The organism is Hufsiella ginkgonis, from assembly GCF_009834915.1.
Classification (GTDB): Bacteria; Bacteroidota; Bacteroidia; order Sphingobacteriales; family Sphingobacteriaceae; genus Hufsiella; species Hufsiella ginkgonis.
The window spans coordinates 440,079-457,448 of sequence record NZ_WVHS01000002.1; the positions used below are offsets into that span (position 1 = coordinate 440,079).

General features: G+C 49.3%; 14 protein-coding genes. 9 read left to right on the forward strand and 5 right to left on the reverse strand.

Annotated elements, in window-relative coordinates:
• Positions 1–52: 52 nt before the first annotated feature.
• Complete coding sequence (locus GS398_RS08655; RefSeq protein ID WP_160906371.1) at positions 53–973, reverse strand: energy transducer TonB; 921 nt, start codon at positions 971–973, stop codon at positions 53–55.
• Positions 974–1,070: 97 nt separating this feature from the next.
• Here GS398_RS08655 and GS398_RS08660 point away from each other — a divergent pair, with 97 nt between their 5' ends.
• Together GS398_RS08660 and GS398_RS08665 are read left to right on the forward strand one after the other, a co-directional pair.
• Positions 1,071–3,242: a glutamine synthetase III family protein gene (locus tag GS398_RS08660; protein ID WP_160906372.1), complete on the forward strand. Its 2,172-nt coding sequence runs from the start codon at positions 1,071–1,073 to the stop codon at positions 3,240–3,242.
• Between the two features lie 96 nt (positions 3,243–3,338).
• Positions 3,339–4,517 carry an AIR synthase related protein gene (locus GS398_RS08665; protein WP_160906373.1) on the forward strand — a complete coding sequence of 393 codons (1,179 nt, stop codon included), beginning with the start codon at positions 3,339–3,341 and terminating at the stop codon, positions 4,515–4,517.
• A 97-nt stretch (positions 4,518–4,614) separates the two neighbouring features.
• Here GS398_RS08665 and GS398_RS08670 read toward each other — a convergent pair whose 3' ends face one another.
• A complete protein-coding gene (locus GS398_RS08670; protein WP_160906374.1) occupies positions 4,615–8,004 on the reverse strand; it encodes a TonB-dependent receptor in 3,390 nt (1,129 codons plus the stop codon).
• Between the two features lie 308 nt (positions 8,005–8,312).
• On the opposite strand from GS398_RS08670, the gene lpdA reads away from it, so the two are divergent.
• The 5 genes from lpdA (at position 8,313) to GS398_RS08695 (ending at position 12,365) form a co-directional block, all read left to right on the forward strand.
• Positions 8,313–9,701 (forward strand): dihydrolipoyl dehydrogenase, encoded by a 1,389-nt coding sequence (gene lpdA / locus GS398_RS08675; protein ID WP_160906375.1) that lies wholly within the window; start codon positions 8,313–8,315, stop codon positions 9,699–9,701.
• Positions 9,701–10,018, forward strand: coding sequence for a DMT family transporter (locus tag GS398_RS08680; RefSeq protein ID WP_160906376.1), 318 nt, complete (start codon positions 9,701–9,703; stop codon positions 10,016–10,018). Before lpdA ends, GS398_RS08680 begins: the two co-directional genes overlap by 1 nt.
• 20 nt (positions 10,019–10,038) lie before the next feature.
• Positions 10,039–10,878 carry an MBL fold metallo-hydrolase gene (locus GS398_RS08685; RefSeq protein ID WP_160906377.1) on the forward strand — a complete coding sequence of 280 codons (840 nt, stop codon included), beginning with the start codon at positions 10,039–10,041 and terminating at the stop codon, positions 10,876–10,878.
• A 103-nt stretch (positions 10,879–10,981) separates the two neighbouring features.
• Positions 10,982–11,785, forward strand: coding sequence for a metallophosphoesterase family protein (locus GS398_RS08690; protein WP_160906378.1), 804 nt, complete (start codon positions 10,982–10,984; stop codon positions 11,783–11,785).
• Positions 11,751–12,365 carry a hypothetical protein gene (locus GS398_RS08695; protein WP_237488143.1) on the forward strand — a complete coding sequence of 205 codons (615 nt, stop codon included), beginning with the start codon at positions 11,751–11,753 and terminating at the stop codon, positions 12,363–12,365. Before GS398_RS08690 ends, GS398_RS08695 begins: the two co-directional genes overlap by 35 nt.
• On the opposite strand, the gene GS398_RS08700 is transcribed toward GS398_RS08695, so the two are convergent.
• From GS398_RS08700 to pyrF, 3 genes are read right to left on the reverse strand one after another with little or no spacing between them, the layout of a single operon-like run.
• Positions 12,362–12,583: a PspC domain-containing protein gene (locus GS398_RS08700; protein ID WP_160906379.1), complete on the reverse strand. Its 222-nt coding sequence runs from the start codon at positions 12,581–12,583 to the stop codon at positions 12,362–12,364. The two genes, GS398_RS08695 and GS398_RS08700, sit on opposite strands and share 4 nt — an antisense overlap.
• Positions 12,555–13,868 (reverse strand): DUF2851 family protein, encoded by a 1,314-nt coding sequence (locus tag GS398_RS08705; RefSeq protein WP_160906380.1) that lies wholly within the window; start codon positions 13,866–13,868, stop codon positions 12,555–12,557. Before GS398_RS08705 ends, GS398_RS08700 begins: the two co-directional genes overlap by 29 nt.
• A 32-nt stretch (positions 13,869–13,900) precedes the next feature.
• Positions 13,901–14,734, reverse strand: coding sequence for an orotidine-5'-phosphate decarboxylase (gene pyrF / locus GS398_RS08710; RefSeq protein WP_160906381.1), 834 nt, complete (start codon positions 14,732–14,734; stop codon positions 13,901–13,903).
• Positions 14,735–14,971: 237 nt separating this feature from the next.
• Between pyrF and rho the strand changes: the two genes are divergently transcribed.
• Entirely contained in the window at positions 14,972–16,642 is a 1,671-nt protein-coding gene (gene rho / locus GS398_RS08715; protein WP_160906382.1) for a transcription termination factor Rho, read from the forward strand.
• Between the two features lie 17 nt (positions 16,643–16,659).
• Positions 16,660–17,355: a CDP-diacylglycerol--serine O-phosphatidyltransferase gene (pssA, locus tag GS398_RS08720; protein WP_160906383.1), complete on the forward strand. Its 696-nt coding sequence runs from the start codon at positions 16,660–16,662 to the stop codon at positions 17,353–17,355.
• Positions 17,356–17,370: the final 15 nt, after the last annotated feature.

The window sequence follows — 17,370 nt, forward strand, 5'->3', positions numbered from 1 at the left end:
AAGCCCGCGCCGGATCACCGGGCGGGCCTTTTATCTGTCACTTATGATGTGCTTATTCTGTTGTCTGGAAGTTTAATGGCACTGTATACATTACGCGGACTTTTCGCCCGTTCTGCTCCCCGGGGATCCAGTTAGGAACTTTCTTGAGCACCCGGATGGCTTCCTGGTCACAGCCGTACCCGATGCCGCGCATCAGCTGTACGTTCGAGATGCTGCCATCGCGCTCAACCACGAAACTCACGATCACCTTACCATTAATCCCCGCTTCCACAGCAGCCGGGGGATAATGCAGGTTTTTGCGGATGAATTTGGCGAAGGCTTCCTGCCCGCCGGGAAATTGCGGGTTCACCTCCGCGGTACGGAAGATCTCTTTGTCGCCTTCTCCTTCTTCAGCAGGGGCGGTTCCGGTACCGCCCTTCCCCGGGCTCTCTATTGGCGCAACGCCTGCCTCAACCGGTACGCCATCGGTTTTCGCATCGCCGATGGCCGCATCGCGGAGATCGGTAAGATCAGGCATGTCTTCAATTACATCCTGTTCGGGTGCAGCTGCCGGTGCTACGAACCTTACCGTTTTAACCTTCACAGGATCAGCTGCTGCTGCTTTGGGAAGCTCGAGGGGCTTCTTTTTCGGAGGTTCTATTTCCGGGTGAAGTATCACGACGACAGAATCGGTCGCCGGAAGTGCGGGAACGTTCGCTTGTTCCGGGCCCTTGTACTTGTTATACAGGAACGGTCCCGTAATAGCGCTTACGAATAGTGCTGCCGAAATAAGCATCGCGTGGGAGAGCCTGGAAGAATAATTCCGGCGCAGTTCATAGGCTCCGTAAAGCTGGTTTCTTTTGGCGAATACAAGATCGAGCCACTCGTTCCTGTACACATTGGTTTTAAAGCTTAGCATATCCTGTGGGTTTAATAAATGGATGTGCGGCTGCAGGCTATTCCATAATGAATTAGTAAATACTTTCGTGGCCATGGGATAAAATATTTACCGATTATTCCCTGATTGTTCCGATTTTTTCAAATCTTTGAAAACCATATAACTAACCTCACGTGCTTTAAATCACATTACTATGTCAAGCATTCGTTTCCAGGCATTAGACGCCGTACTTACGCGCGTTATTCCAGAAGTAAAATCACCGTCAGCAAAAACATCAGATTATTTTGGCTGTAATGTTTTCGATAAGAAAAAGATGAAGGATTTCTTGTCAAAAGATGCCTTCGATAGTGTAAATGAATCGATTACCATGGGCATTCCCATCGACAGGGAGATCGCGGAACAGGTGGCCTCGGCGATGAAATCCTGGGCGATCGGTAAAGGAGCTACTCATTATACACATTGGTTCCAGCCGTTAACAGGCTCTACTGCAGAAAAACACGATTCATTTTTCGAGCCTTCGCAGGATGGCGGACTTGAGAAATTCTCCGGCGAAGCGCTGTCACAACAGGAGCCTGACGCTTCCAGTTTCCCAAATGGCGGGATCCGCAGCACATTTGAGGCACGCGGCTATACGGCCTGGGACCCGTCGTCGCCGGCCTTCATTCTCGGCAGGACACTTTGTATCCCAACGGTTTTCGTATCCTACACCGGAGAATCGCTGGATTACAAAGCGCCGTTATTAAAAGCGTTAAACGCCCTCGACAAAGCGGCGGTTGGCGTTGCGCAGTATTTCGATAAAAGCGTCGAAAAAGTAAATGCTTCCCTGGGTATCGAACAGGAGTACTTCCTGGTCGACCTGGCATTATACAACGCGCGCCCCGACCTGCTCTTAACCGGCAGGGCGCTTTTCGGTCATATGTCGGCAAAGAACCAGCAGCTGGAAGACCATTATTTCGGGTCGATCCCCGAGCGTGTGTATGCCTTTATGCAGGACCTGGAAGTAGAATCGCTGCAGTTGGGAATTCCTTTAAAAACCCGCCACAACGAAGTCGCACCCTCACAGTTTGAAGCTGCCCCGGTGTATGAAGAGATCAACCTTGCCATCGATCATAACCAGCTATTAATGGACCTGATGGACCGCGTCGCCCGCCGCCACAATTTCAAGGTACTTTTACATGAGAAACCTTATGCCGGCATTAATGGCTCAGGCAAACATAACAACTGGTCGCTGATCACCAATACGGGAAAGAACCTGCTATCTCCGGGTAAAACGCCAAAGAACAACCTCATGTTCCTTACGTTTTTTGTGAATACCATCAAAGCCGTACACGAACACGCCGACCTGCTAAGGGCCTCGATCGCATCGGTGAATAACGACCACCGCCTCGGGGCCAATGAAGCCCCGCCTGCTATCATCTCGATTTTTCTGGGCACACAACTCAAGGATGTACTCGATGAAATAGAAACCTCGAGGGTAACCTCAAAAATGAAGCAGGAAAATGCCTTATGGACTAACATCCCTAAAATCCCGCAAATCCTGCTCGATAATACCGACCGCAACCGTACTTCTCCTTTTGCGTTCACCGGCAATAAATTTGAACTGCGGGCTGTTGGCTCTTCCGCTAATTCGGCCAACCCGATGACGATCCTTAACCTCATCGTTGCCGACCAGCTGGTGAAATTTAAAACCGAGGTCGACAAACTTCTTAAAAAAGGCGAAAAGAAAGACGTGGCGCTGATGACCGTCATTAAACGCTACATTAAGGAATCTAAATCGATCCGCTTCGAGGGCAACGGTTACAGCGACGAATGGGCGAAAGAAGCAGCCGCACGCGGCCTGTCAAATATCAAAACAACCCCGCTTGCACTTGATATACTGGTTAGCGAAAAAACGGACAAGCTGTTTGAAACGACCGGCGTGTTCAGTAAACGGGAAGCACATGCCCGCCACGAGATCCTCCTGGAAAACTATTACAAGAAACTGCAGATCGAAGCGCGGACAATGGGCGAATTAGCGACCAACGTAATTCTTCCCGCCGCGATCTCGTACCAAACTGATCTCCTAAACAATGTGAAGGGATTGAAAGATCTTGGCCTCGATACGGATTCTTATTCCGCCCAACTTACCATCATCAAGGACATTTCCAAACATGTTAACTTTATAAGCGATAACGTGGTTAAGATGATCAACGCCCGGAAACTTGCCAACGTAATCGACGATGTGCGTGAAAAGGCGATCGCTTACGACGAAACCGTTAAAACCTATTTCGATCCCATACGCTACCACGTAGATAAACTCGAATTGCTGGTAGACGACGCCAAATGGCCATTGCCGAAATTCAGGGAGTTGTTGTTTATTAAGTAGCGGGTTTTCAGTTATCGGCAGACAGTTCTTTTATAGCGCCGGAAGACTGAAAGCTGACTACTGATAACTGAAAACTGATAACTACCTTTGTGCTCAATGTCAGACTTAAAATACAACCTCCGCGGCGTTTCTGCGGGCAAAGAAGACGTACACCAGGCGATAAAGAACATCGACAAGGGCTTATTCCCTAAAGCTTTCTGTAAGATCATTCCCGATATACTCGGCAGCGACGACGCATGGTGCAATATCATGCACGCCGATGGTGCAGGTACGAAATCCTCCCTGGCGTATATTTACTGGAAAGAAACCGGCGACCTTTCGGTGTGGAAAGGGATTGCCCAGGACGCCATCATTATGAATCTCGACGACCTGTTATGCGTTGGCGCTACCGATAACATCCTGCTCTCTTCAACCATCGGCAGGAACAAAAACCTCATCCCGGGAGCGGTGATCGCCGAACTGATCAATGGTACGGAGGAGATCCTTTCGGAACTGCGCGGCATGGGGGTCGGGATCTTCTCCACCGGGGGTGAAACGGCAGATGTGGGCGACATTGTACGCACCCTGATCGTCGACTCTACCGTAACCTGCCGTATGAAACGATCGGAGGTGATCTCCAACAGTAATATTGCCGCCGGCGATGTGATCGTTGGGCTGGCGTCTTACGGCCAGGCGACTTACGAAAAGGAATATAACGGCGGGATGGGATCAAACGGGCTGACCTCTGCGCGGCATGATGTTTTCGGCAAACACATCGCCGAACAATTCCCGGAAAGCTTTGATCCGTCCGTGCCCCCAGATCTCGTATTTTCAGGCTCCAGGAGGCTTACAGACCTTGTTGATATTGGGAACGGACAGCAGGTTACCGCCGGGAAACTGGTGCTCTCCCCTACCCGCACTTATGCCCCGGTAATTGTAAAGATGCTGGAAACGTATCGCAGCCAGATCCACGGTATGGTTCATTGCAGCGGTGGCGCACAAACCAAGGTACTGCATTTTATTGATGACGTTCACGTAATAAAAGATAACCTGTTCCCGGTTCCGCCGCTTTTCCGGCTGATCAGGGAAGAATCGGGCACTCCCTGGGAGGAGATGTACAAGGTGTTCAATATGGGGCACCGGATGGAGCTCTATGTTCCCCGGGAAATTGCAAACGACCTGGTAAGCATTTCCGAAGAATTCGGCATCGATGCCAGGATCATCGGAAACGTGGTGTCGTCAGACAGAAAACGAGTAACCATTAAATCTGAGTTCGGCGAGTTTGTGTATCAGTAAATAATATCGCCGGCTGTAATTACTTACCGGTTCTTAAACAATAAAAAGCCGCTTCATCAAATGATGGAGCGGCTTTTTATTGTTGGGTCCCTATCGGCTATTGGAAAGTCATACGGAAACCGAATTGCATAAAGTAAGTAGACGTGATGCTGTTGTTAGTAACGAACGTTTTTGAAACGATCTCGTTGTTAGCGGTCGCCATTCTGAAAGTAGGTTTGGTGGTGCCGTTGGCATTAAGTGCGCCAACGTTCTGAGGAACCAGCAGGCCGATCGCATTGCTGTTGCTGCCTACGCTGAATGCCTGTGTAAACTTGTACACACCCCAATCGCTGTTAAGCAGGTTACCCAGGTTGAAGATGTCCCAGGTGAACTGGAAGGTATTCTTGGTTTTACCCATAGCATGTGTTTTGAACACATCCTGGATAAATTTAAAGTCAACCTGGTTTCTCCATGGATACTGCGCGCCGTTACGCTCAGCGTACTTACCTTTACGGGTTTTCAGGTAATCGTCCTGCTCCACGTAATTAAAGAAAATATCGCTTTGCTCTTGTGCGGTGTAACCAGCCGCCCGGTAACCTGAAGTCCCTGCGGGGATCGCAACGAAAGTGATTTCGCTGGCATCCTTTGGTACATAGATCAAATCGTTGATCACGCCATCGCGGTTAAAGTCGGTAGTGTAGGTGTAAGAGAAACGGGATGCATTAGATGATGCAGAAGCAGCGCCTTCGTAGAAGAACGACACCTGGGTTGCCAGGTTCTTAAGATACTCTTTACGGTAGTTCAGGGTAGCGATCACCCTCGATGGAAGTACGTTGCTGGTATAGCTCAGAGTTGGGATGTTTGAGTTAGAGCTGGTTACCGGGTATGTCCAAACGTTGGTCATCTGGTCACCACCGGCATCACCGTAGTTCCTGGCACCGCTCCTGGTGTAAGCAGCAGAAACCGAAAGGCCTTTTGAAAGCTGTTTGCTTAACTGGGCGCTTACCGACCAGTAGTGCCCGCCTTCCGTGTTATCCAGCAGAACGGTAGTAAATCCCGACGAGTTGGTAGTAGCGGCAGTAGTAGCTACTTTACCGGCTCCAGTCAGCGAATTCAGTTGCCGTGCAAAAGCAGCGGCGGCGGTAGTAGGTAAACCACCTGCGGAAGGATAGATCGGCCTGTTATCCGCATAACCGGAAACGTTTAATGAAGTTGGATCTACCAGGTTCACGTTCTTTGCATAAACCGCGTGAATATCTTTATTGTAGATACCTTCCAAGGTACCCGTAATTCCGAAAGGAAGTTTGGTATCAAAAGCGAGGCTTGATTTCCAGGTCTGTGGAGACTGGAAGTCAGGGCTGATGAGGTTGATGGCAGACTGAAGCGTTTCACCGGCAGTAGCAACCGTTACCTTAGGAGTAAGCAGGTTTGGAGCGATGCTTGGATTAAATGTAGGGGTGTTCGCAGTTCCGGCATAAGTCTGCAGGAATTGCAGCAAGCCTACGTCAGAGTGAGAAACGATCCATACGAATGGAATTCTTCCGGTAAAGATCCCGGTCCCGCCGCGAACCTGGAGCGAACGGTCGCCCTTTACGTTCCAGTTAAATCCGAACCTTGGAGAAAGCAATACTTTAGATTCCGGAAGCTCACCGCTGTTCAGTTTCTGACCTTGTGCGAAAGTAAGTGAAGCCAGTAAAGGATGCGTTTTCACTTCATCCAGGTCAGGATAATCAGATTTTTCAACCCTTAAACCTGCTGTGAATTTCAAACGGTCGGATGCGGTGAACTCATCCTGGATATAAGCAGAATACTGCTCGAACTTAAAGCTTGGGAATGCCTGCGAGCCATCAGCGTTTAACGAATAAGTTACCGCATAGTTGTTAGGTTTAGCACCGTTCACGAAATCGGCCCATGAGTTAAACACATAATAACCGGTACCGAAACGCTGGAAACCGTTCTTCGTTTTGCTCTTCTCGATCTGCGCGCCAAGTAACACGCTATGTTTGCCGAGCGACATGGTCAACTCGTCGGTAAGGGTCTTCGAGTTAACGTCCCTCAGGTTTCCATAGGTAAATGGCTCGTAACCGAACGTGGTGATCGGTGTACCCCCTTCCAGAATATCCACCAGCGGGAAAGGTGAGCTGGTTGAGCTTCTTGGGTCATTCTGGTGCGAATAGGAAGCCCTTAATACGTTAGAGAACTTGCTGCCAAAGCTGGAGTTTAACTCAGCAGTTCCCGAATAAAGATTTGCTTCCTGGCCATAATTGGAGTTGGCGAAGTGGAGCGCGTTGTTCCCGGTACGTGAACCGGTATAAGTAGTTCCTGAGTTGGTGGTCGAGTTGCTCAACGAGTTCGCCACGTTACTTTCTACCTGGTTGTAACGAACGTTCAGCGAGTGCTTGGAGCTGATGTTCCAGTCTAAACGTGCGAACAGCTTATCGTTGTAGCTTTTGTTGCTATAGCCCTGGAAAACGCCGGTCTCGTAACCGTATTTCGATCTCAGGTACGCCGAAACATCGTTCAGGAATGCACTGGTAGGACGGGAAACAAGCGTGTTCCCGGTAGTAGGATAAGGAACTGCGCCGGAAGTGTACCTCGCCTGTCCCGGACGTGTTTCCTTATTGTATTCAACGTTCCCGAAAAAGAACAGCTTGTTTTTGATGATCGGCAAGCCTACGCTCACACCGTACTGTTTCTGGTCGTACTGCTGGCGAACCAACGATGGATTGGCCTCTACCTTATCACCCTGCTGTTTTTCGTTACGCAGCGTAAAAAAAGCGGTTGCGTAAGGGTTGTTCGTACCGGAACGGGTAACCGCGTTGATAGAAGCACCGGTAAAGCCGGTTTGTCTTACGTCGAAAGGAGTAACGTTAATAGAGATCTGGTCGATCGCATCAAGCGAAATAGGCGAACCGTTTGCCGGAATGTTCTGACCGATACCAAACTGGTTGTTAAAGTTAGCGCCGTCGACCGTGAAGTTGTTCGACCGGTAGCTGCCACCGCCGATCGAAGTACCGTTCGCCTGTGGAGTAAGCCTGGTCATATCGTTCACACTGCGTGTGATGGTGGGCAACGACTGAAGCTGTGCCCTGGAAATGTTCGTTGTCGAACCCGTACGGTCTGCGTTGAGCACCGAATTCGGATTAGCGGCAACCACACTTACTTCGCGTAGGGTAGTTCCTGTTGCCTGAAGCGTAACGTTCAGCACGAAAGGCTCTCCTAATTTGATATTGATTCCCTCAAACTTAGCGGGTTCATAACCTACGTAGGTTACTTCGATCAGGTAAGGTCCGCCCACACGAATGTTAGGGATGGTGAACCGGCCATCGGCTTTGGTCGACGATCCATAAACTGTTCCTGTCGGCTGGTGCGTAGCTTTGACGGTGGCTCCGATCAGCGTTTCCTTAGAATCTTTGATCGTACCTGTTAAACTACTCGTGGTTACCTGGGCCGACAAGCCGAAGGCCGTTAGCAACAGGGCAAGTGTTGAGAGTAAAAACTTGTTCATAAATGTTGTTTGTTAATGAGTTTGTTTTTTGTAATGATTTGCAAAGATAGAGCGTTTTTTTGTCTTTTTATCATTGCCGTTGTTAACTTAATATTAATTCTTTAAAATATCAAGCCTGTGTTAACAAATGTGTAATAAACTTTCCTTTCCCCGTTACGGTTTTTCCAATTCCCGTTTTTTTAATCATAATTGTGGATAACTTTCGCTATACTATCGTCATGGGAATGTGGAAAACCCTGGTCATTAAATATTCATCCTTTGTTATTTTTATACAATTGTTAGATTTGGCCACTTTATAACTCATAAATATGAACTACGACCTTATAGTGATCGGAAGCGGCCCCGGCGGATATGTGGCAGCCATACGTGCTTCGCAGCTTGGATTAAAAACGGCGATCGTTGAGCGCGAGTCCCTCGGCGGCATCTGCCTGAACTGGGGATGCATTCCTACCAAAGCGCTCATCAAAAGCGCCCAGGTATTCGAATACACTAACCATGCGGCAGACTACGGGATCAATGTCGCCTCTTCTTCGGTCGACTTTCCAGCAGTGATCAAACGCAGCCGTGGCGTAGCCGATGGCATGAGTAAAGGCATCCAGTTCCTCATGAAGAAGAACAAGATCGATGTGATCATGGGCACCGCCAAAATCAAAAAGGGTAATGTTACGGAGGTAAAACAAGCCGACGGCAGCATCAAGGAATATACCGCAAAACACACGATCCTCGCTACCGGCGGACGTTCACGCGAACTGCCCAACCTGAAACAGGATGGCAGGAAAGTGATCGGCTACCGCCAGGCGATGAACCTCCCCGAGCAGCCTAAATCGCTGATCGTAGTGGGCTCCGGCGCTATCGGCATCGAGTTCGCTTACTTTTATAATTCGATCGGCACACAGGTAACGGTGGTAGAATACCTTGACAATATCGTACCCCTGGAAGACGAGGAGATCTCCAAAGCCCTTTTCCGCAGTCTCAAAAAAGCGGGCATCAATATCCTGACGGGCTCGAACGTTGAATCGGTTGACACATCCGGCACCGGTTGTAAGGTACAGGTTAAAACTGCCAAGGGCACTGAAACACTTGAGGCGGATATCGTACTTTCAGCCGTAGGCGTAACCCCTAACATCGAGAATATCGGGCTTGAAGAAGTAGGGGTTAAAACGGAACGCGGTAAAGTAATAACCGATCCTTATTATAAGACCAACGTCGAAGGCGTTTATGCCATCGGCGATATCGTGGGCGGCCAGGCGCTTGCGCATGTTGCTTCCGCTGAAGGCATCACCTGTGTGGAAAAGATCGCAGGTCACCATCCAGAACCCATTAATTACAACAATATTCCGGGCTGTACCTATTGTTCACCGGAGATCGCATCAGTTGGATACACCGAAAAGGCGGCCAAAGAAGCCGGGTATGAAATCAAGGTTGGCAAGTTCCCGTTCTCTGCCTCCGGAAAAGCGAGCGCTGCCGGCAACAAGGACGGATTTGTAAAACTGATCTTTGATGCCAAGTATGGCGAGTTCCTCGGAGCGCATATGATTGGCGCCAACGTAACCGAAATGATTGCCGAAGTGGTGGTAGCCCGTAAACTGGAAACCACCGGTATGGAAATTATTAAATCGGTACACCCGCACCCCACCATGAGTGAGGCGATCATGGAAGCCGCCGCCGATGCGTACGGTGAAGTGATCCACTTATAATGGCTTGGATCTTCCTGGTTCTGGGCGGATTATTTGAGGTAGGTTTTGCGATCTGCCTCAAATATTCCCAGAACTTTTCCAATTCCAGGTGGAGCGCAGGATTCTTTATTTGCATTACCGTGAGTTTCCTGTTGTTGAACAAAGCCGTTCAAACAATTCCCATCGGCACGGCGTACGCCGTATGGACAGGGATCGGCGCCGCCGGATCAGTCATCGCGGGAATCCTGCTGTTTAAGGAACCTTCGGATTTTTGGCGGATGGTGTTCCTGTTTACCCTGGTAACATCAATTATCGGGTTGAAAATTGTTTCTGAATAACCATATCCCTATCGTATCAAATGACGCTCCACACCATCGATACCGGATTCTTTAAACTCGACGGCGGCGCTATGTTCGGCGTAGTGCCGAAATCGATCTGGCAAAAAACCAACCCCGCCGACGAGAATAACCTTTGTACCTGGGCGATGCGCTGCCTGCTGATCGAAGACGACGATCGTTTGATCCTGGTCGATACCGGGATCGGTAATAAGCAAGACCCCAAATTCCTGGGCCATTATCACCTGCATGGTGAGGAGACGCTTGAAAACTCCCTCGCAGGACATGGATTTTCGCCGGCCGATATCACCGACGTATTTCTTACCCATCTTCATTTCGACCATTGCGGCGGCGCCATCATCCGCGAAAACGACCAGCTTATTCCAGCCTTCCGCAATGCGGTATACTGGACTAACGAAAAACATTGGAACTGGGCTACTAAACCTAACGACCGCGAAAAGGCTTCCTTCCTGGAAGAGAATATCCTGCCCATCCGCGAAAGCGGTAAACTTAAATTCGTCGAAGAAACCGGGCTTTTCTCTTTCAGCACTCATGTAAAAGTGCGCTTTGCTTATGGGCATACAGAGGCAATGATGCTTCCGCAGATCAGTTATAAAGACAGAACGATCGTTTATATGGCCGATCTCCTCCCCTCTACGGGCCACCTGCCGCTGCCTTATGTAATGGCATATGATATGTTCCCCCTGCAAACACTCGACGAAAAAAGGCAATTCCTGGAAGAAGCGGTAGAAAACAATTATGTTCTTTTCCTGGAACACGACCCGGTTAATGAGTGCTGTACCCTTACCCGGACCGAAAAAGGGATCAGGGCAGCAGAAACATTCAGGCTCGCCGACCTGTAAACGGTCATAGAACTATCAAACTCTGCGCTCTTTACTACGTGCGGACACCCGCACAAAACAATTCGAAAGCGAGTAAGGTTCCTCTGTCAGAACAGCTATGCTGATGAAGAGAATTATTCCGTTCCTGCTTTTTATCGTGGTGGCATTAGCCGGCTGCGAAAAATTTGAATTCAGTCCCAATCAGAAATTCCATCAGAATACCCCCGAAAACCTCAACGCCATTAACATCGCGAGGTTACAATCGTCAGCGGGCGACGATACCGTCCGTTTTATCGTAAGCGGCGATCCACAGCGCGCTTACAACCAGGCCGAAGATTTTGTCGCTGCAATAAATAAATTAAAAGGTATCGACTTTGTTGTTGTCGACGGAGATCTCTCAGATTTCGGTTTACTGCAGGAGATGGAATGGGTACACGAAATATATGGTAAGTTAGTCGTCCCATATGTCGCTGTTATTGGCAATCATGACCTGCAGGCCAGCGGCGAAGACATTTTCCGCCGGATGTACGGCCCTTTGAACTACAGCTTTATTTATGGCGGGATAAAATTCGTCTGCCACAATACCAACAGCCGCGAATACAACTTTAATCATGCCGTTCCTGATATCACCTGGCTAACCAACGAGTTCAAAGCTCAGCCGGGAGTTACGGCTTTTGTGGGCCTCGCACACGTACCTCCCACCGACCCCGATTTCGACCATGACCTCGAGTCAGCCTACCTCCATGCCATTAACTACTCGGGCAGCACATTGGGCTCTGTGTATGCCCATATCGATAAAGGAACGACCTGGTATCCCGACGACGGAGAAAGCCCGCCGGTTTACACTACCAATGCCATTGGCAACCGCGAATGTATGCTTATAGAGATTACCCATGGAATACTTCACACCCGTACGATCAGTTTTTAAAGCGGGCATTCTCCTTATCCTGCTTGCCTTCCCGTTTACGGTGAAATCCCAGTTTCTTAAAACGGTTGCGCCCGATGCGGTAATCGCTCAATATGCGGGAAGCATCGGCTTTGGGAGCATTGGAGGTACTTATGATCTCTGGAAAGGAAAAGGGACTGCTGATCTCTTATACGGTTTCGTGCCCAAATCAAAAGGCGGCAGCCTGCACATCGCCACCGCGAAGTTTTCTTATCGCCCCTTCAGGATCAGAATAGGGGAAACAGCCACCATCTACCCCGCCAACCCGGGCGCGTTTTTTTCGTATCATTTCGGCAAGGAGTTCAATTTTTCTTGGAGCAGCGAACAGTATCCCAAAGGCTATTATTGGTGGTCGCCCGCGTTCCGGCCGCATTTGTCGTTAAGTAATGAAATCAGGTTCCATTCAGGCAAAACGCCTGCTAGTCACCGGATAAGAGAGGTTAGTGTTTACAATGAGTTCAACACCAACGACCTGTACCTGGTGAGCTGGGCAAAAAATCGTGAAAGCATCTCCGTTTTTGATGCCGTGAAAATGGGGTTCGGTGTAAGGGTCTACTTTTAAAAATCCCAGGTGCGGGTGCGGATCCGTTTAATATAAGTACGGATGTCGAGCACGAAGGCTGCGAGGAAATAAAACACCAGGGGAAATCCCACAGCCAGGAAAGAAGAGTAGATAAAGAAAAGCCTGATCTTCGAAATCGACACGCTAAAACGCTCTCCAAGGTAAGCGCATACCCCAAAAGAGTATTTTTCAAAATATGTTAAGATGCGCTGTATCATTTAACCCGGTTTTTAGCAATTTAACTCCGATTCCACAATTTAAGCATTTTTTTCTTTCGCAGTACATTTTTTGTAAATACAGTAAGGCCTGCGAAGTTCCTGCACTGGTGCATATCACGCCTTCTTTGGTAAAACGACGGATCACCTGGTTTGTTTCAGGCGGGAGATCTTCGAGCATCGATATCGCCTTATTGATAAACTCTTTACCTCCCACCAGCTTACCGTAGGTGAACAGGAACGGCGCAACCGTATTGATGAGCAGTACATGAGCAGACTCCCTGCCCATTAACGGGGAGAACGGTGCTGCTTCATTTTTAAAATGGTAATGTGTTGCCCAGTAAGGGTTCACCTCCAGGTTCAGGAATCGCTTCTCGATCGTATTGCTGTTCAATGCTTTAACAAGCCCTGAAAACAGGTGCTGCGATTCCTGTACAAGGGCGGCAAATTGCGCCAGCCGAAGCGTAGGAAAATTCTGGGGCCGTAACCGTGAAAATTTCCATACGTAAACATCTATCGGCCGCAACCGGTATTTGCGCCGCAGGTAAGCGTACTCACTCACCAGCGCAGCCGGGTAAGCCTCTGTAAACTTCTCCCCGAGAAAGCCCGCCTGCCCGAACACGAGCGATTCTATCTGTATGGCATTGCCCTGGTGCCTCGAAAGCAGTTTAAGCGGCAGCGAACGGGCCAGCAATTCGAATGGAACGGCATTCGTTTTAAAGCCAAAATTACGCGCCAGCATTACATAAAACGCATCTTCCCAGCTCCCTTTGTACTCCTGCAGTAAGGTGTCTATCAGCATTGCACGCTGTTCGAGCCTTTCTACCAGCATCCGGCTCAGCCACCCGGAAATATAGGGTTCTGCTACTGATGAGATATGCTTCTGGCATGGAATCCAGTTCATATTCTCCATGAGTTGCCGGTACCCGGAAATAACCCGTTCGGTGATGCGTTCCTTTAGTTCCAGCACGGGAATCTCTGTGCCATCCTCCCGGAATACCTTTCGATCGTGCTCGTAAACCACGTGAAGGATCACGTTACCATAACGCTTGTCGCTGGTATGGTCATGGCGTTCCCAATCAGAAGATCGTAAATGGAGCTCTATATTGCCGGCCCATAGCGTGCCGCCGATCCTGACCCTGGCGTTGTCGAAATCCGGACCGGCATCCTGATTGATGGTTCCGGGCGAGATGAGTTCGATCGCTTCACCGGCCGAAGTAGTGAGGCCGCCCAGGCGGAACAACCCAAACTGCCAGGTAAACTGTAACAATTCCTCGGTAAATAACATGCGTAAATTTACCAAAGAAATAATAAATTAACTCAATAGAAATTAAATTTATTTAATTCTACTTCCATCTCTTTCTGTAAACGCATCGCTTCTTCTCTTGCCTTCACGGCGAAATCCTCACCGCCGGAAGCATAAATAATTGCGCGCGATGAGTTCACGAGTAACCCGCAATCGCGGTTAAGCCCATAGCGGCAAACGTCCTGCAGGCTTCCGCCCTGGGCGCCCACGCCGGGAACCAGGAGAAAATTATCGGGGGCATGTTTCCTGATAGTAAGGAATGCCTCTCCCCTGGTTGCGCCTACCACGTACATCAACCGGTCGGCATCTGCCCAAGTATTGGCTGTTCTTATAACTGATTCGAACAGGCTCTCATTTTGCCCGTTTTTAATGTTCTGAAAATCAGCACTGCCCTCATTAGAAGTCAACGCCAGCAAGATCACCCATTTATCCCGGAACCTGAGGAACGGCTTTACAGAGTCGCTGCCCATATAGGGCGCAACGGTTACCGAATCGAAGTTCATACCTGATGCTTCCGGGTCGAAAAACGCCCGGGCGTACATTTCGGAGGTGTTGCCGATATCGCCCCGCTTGGCATCTGCAATACCCAAGCATTCTTTTGGGATATAGTTGCTGGTAGCTACCAGGCTCTGCCATCCGGCGATGCCCCTCGATTCATAAAAAGCCGTATTGATCTTGTAGGAAACGCAGAGATCATGCGTTGCATCGATGATCATTTTATTAAATTCAAAAACCGGATCAGATTTTTCAAGCAAAAAACGCGGGATTTTGTTAATGTCGGTATCAAGCCCAACACACAGGAAGGATCGCTTGGTTTTTATCTGCTCAATAAGGGTGTTGCGATTCATGCGTTCGATGTGCGGCGAAATTAGCAAAATGAGTAGCTGGCATGAATTTTTTTTTAAAGTTTTTGATTTTTAAATTTTATTGCAGTACAATTGTAACGATATCTCAATTTGCCCTGCACGACAGGAAATCATCAAAACTTCTTAATCAAGCGTGGATATAAGCAACCATGTTGAGTCTGTAGCGACCGGGCGAGTTTCATTAAATAATAAATCCTATCAATAATTCAACATATTTTGATGTTAACAAGTAATGAATTGAACGACAAGCTCGTATCGGAGCTGCGTGAAATTGCGAAGTCTTTTGGTATAGCCGATACAGATGCGCTGCGAAAACAGGAGCTGATCAATAGGATCACCGAACACCAAAGCGCCCCGCCTGCCGCGGCTGCACCTGAGCCGGAACTGGTTTCCGCGGGCGCGGAACCGGCGGTTGAAGCGAAGCCACGCAAACGCACACGTTCAGTAAAGGCGAAAGAGGATGCGCATGCACCCGATACCCGGGTAGCAGACAGCGACCTCTTCGACCCGCCTGCTGAGGCTCCCCGCACCGGGGAACCTGTGAAAACAGAAGCCCCTCCTGCCGAACCGGTTGAGCCCGTCAGCGTGGAAACCCCCGCCCAGCCTGTGACCAAACCGGAAAAAGCCCCTTCAGAAAGTAAAACAACGCGTTTCGAACGCAAGAACCAGGGAAACCAGAACCAGGGAAACCAGAACTCAAATCAGCATACGCAGCCACCAGCGCCTAAAACACCGGTGGAACCTAAAGCGCCTGAGCCGGTGGTAAACCTCGATTTCGATAACGTGATCGTAAATGAAGGCATCCTGGAGATCATGCCCGATGGCTATGGTTTCCTGCGGTCTTCTGACTATAATTATCTTACTTCTCCCGACGACATTTACGTATCACAATCGCAGATCAAGCTCTTCGGCCTGAAAACGGGCGATACGGTCCGCGGGAGTATCCGTCCTCCCAAAGAGGGGGAGAAATATTTTCCGCTGGTGCGCGTAGAAGCCATTAACGGACGGATCCCTGCCGATGTAAGGGACCGCGTTCCTTTCGACTTCCTTACCCCGCTGTTCCCCACCGAAAGGCTAAACCTTTTTACCGGGCCGGGCAATAATTCTACCAGGATCATCGACCTCTTTACCCCGATCGGCAAAGGCCAGCGCGGATTGATCGTAGCGCAGCCTAAAACGGGTAAGACCATGCTGCTTAAGGATGTAGCGAACGCGATCGCAAAGAATCACCCGGAAGTATACCTGATCATCCTGCTGATCGATGAACGCCCGGAAGAGGTGACCGATATGGCACGCAGCGTACGCGCCGAAGTGGTATCATCTACCTTTGATGAACCGGCAGAGCGCCATGTAAAGATCGCCAATATCGTACTCGAGAAGGCAAAACGCATGGTAGAATGCGGCCACGACGTTGTGATCCTGCTCGACTCGATCACCAGGCTGGCACGTGCCTATAACACTGTTGCTCCCGCTTCCGGAAAGATCCTTTCGGGTGGCGTGGACGCCAATGCGCTTCATAAACCAAAACGCTTTTTCGGCGCCGCCCGGAATATCGAAGACGGCGGCTCGCTTACCATCCTTGCCACTGCCCTTACAGACACGGGATCTAAAATGGACGAGGTGATCTTCGAGGAATTTAAAGGCACCGGTAACATGGAGCTCCAGCTCGACCGCAAGCTTTCTAACAAAAGGGTATTCCCGGCCATCGATCTTACGGCTTCGAGTACGCGCCGCGACGACCTGCTGCATGATAAAGAGACGCTTCAGCGTATCTGGATCCTTCGTAACCACCTTGCCGATATGAATTCGCAGGAAGCGATGGAATTTTTGCAAGGTCAAATGAGAGGCACCAAAACCAACGAAGAGTTCTTGATATCCATGAATAGTTAAGATCGCCTTAGATATCCATGAAGAAACACGTTCCCAACGCGCTAAGCTGCCTCAATCTTTTCAGCGGTTGTGTAGGTATTGTACTGGCATTCCAGGACCAATTGGTTTATGCGGGCTTTATTATCATCCTGGCAACGATCATCGACTTCTTCGACGGGTTAACGGCCCGTCTTCTAAAAGCCTATTCAGAAACCGGGGAACAGTTGGATTCCCTGGCAGATATCGTGAGCTTCGGCATCCTGCCATCAGTGATCATTTACCAGCTGTTTCTTCGCTCGCCTTCATTGGGTACCGTAAGCACGTTTCTCAATTTCTCTGCGTTCCTCATTGCGGTGTTTTCCGCGTTACGGCTGGCGAAATTCAATATCGATCCGCGGCAAACAGATAACTTTATCGGCTTGCCTACACCGGCGAACGCGCTGGTGATCGCTTCCCTACCCGGAATCTCTGAGGCGAACGTCACGCTTTCAAACTATATCCTGAATCCCTTCTTCCTGTTTGTGTTTACGCTGGGCATGGGGTTATTGCTGATCGCCGAGATCCCGCTCATGTCCCTGAAGTTCAGAAGTAAGAAACTGGACGATAATCTTTTCCGGTATATTTTGCTGATATCCGGGTCGATACTGATCCTTATCTTTAAATTCACGGCATTCCCGATGATATTCTTCATCTACGTAGGATTGTCGCTCGTTCAGTTTAAAGTAGTAAAGTAAAGGAGAAAATAACAA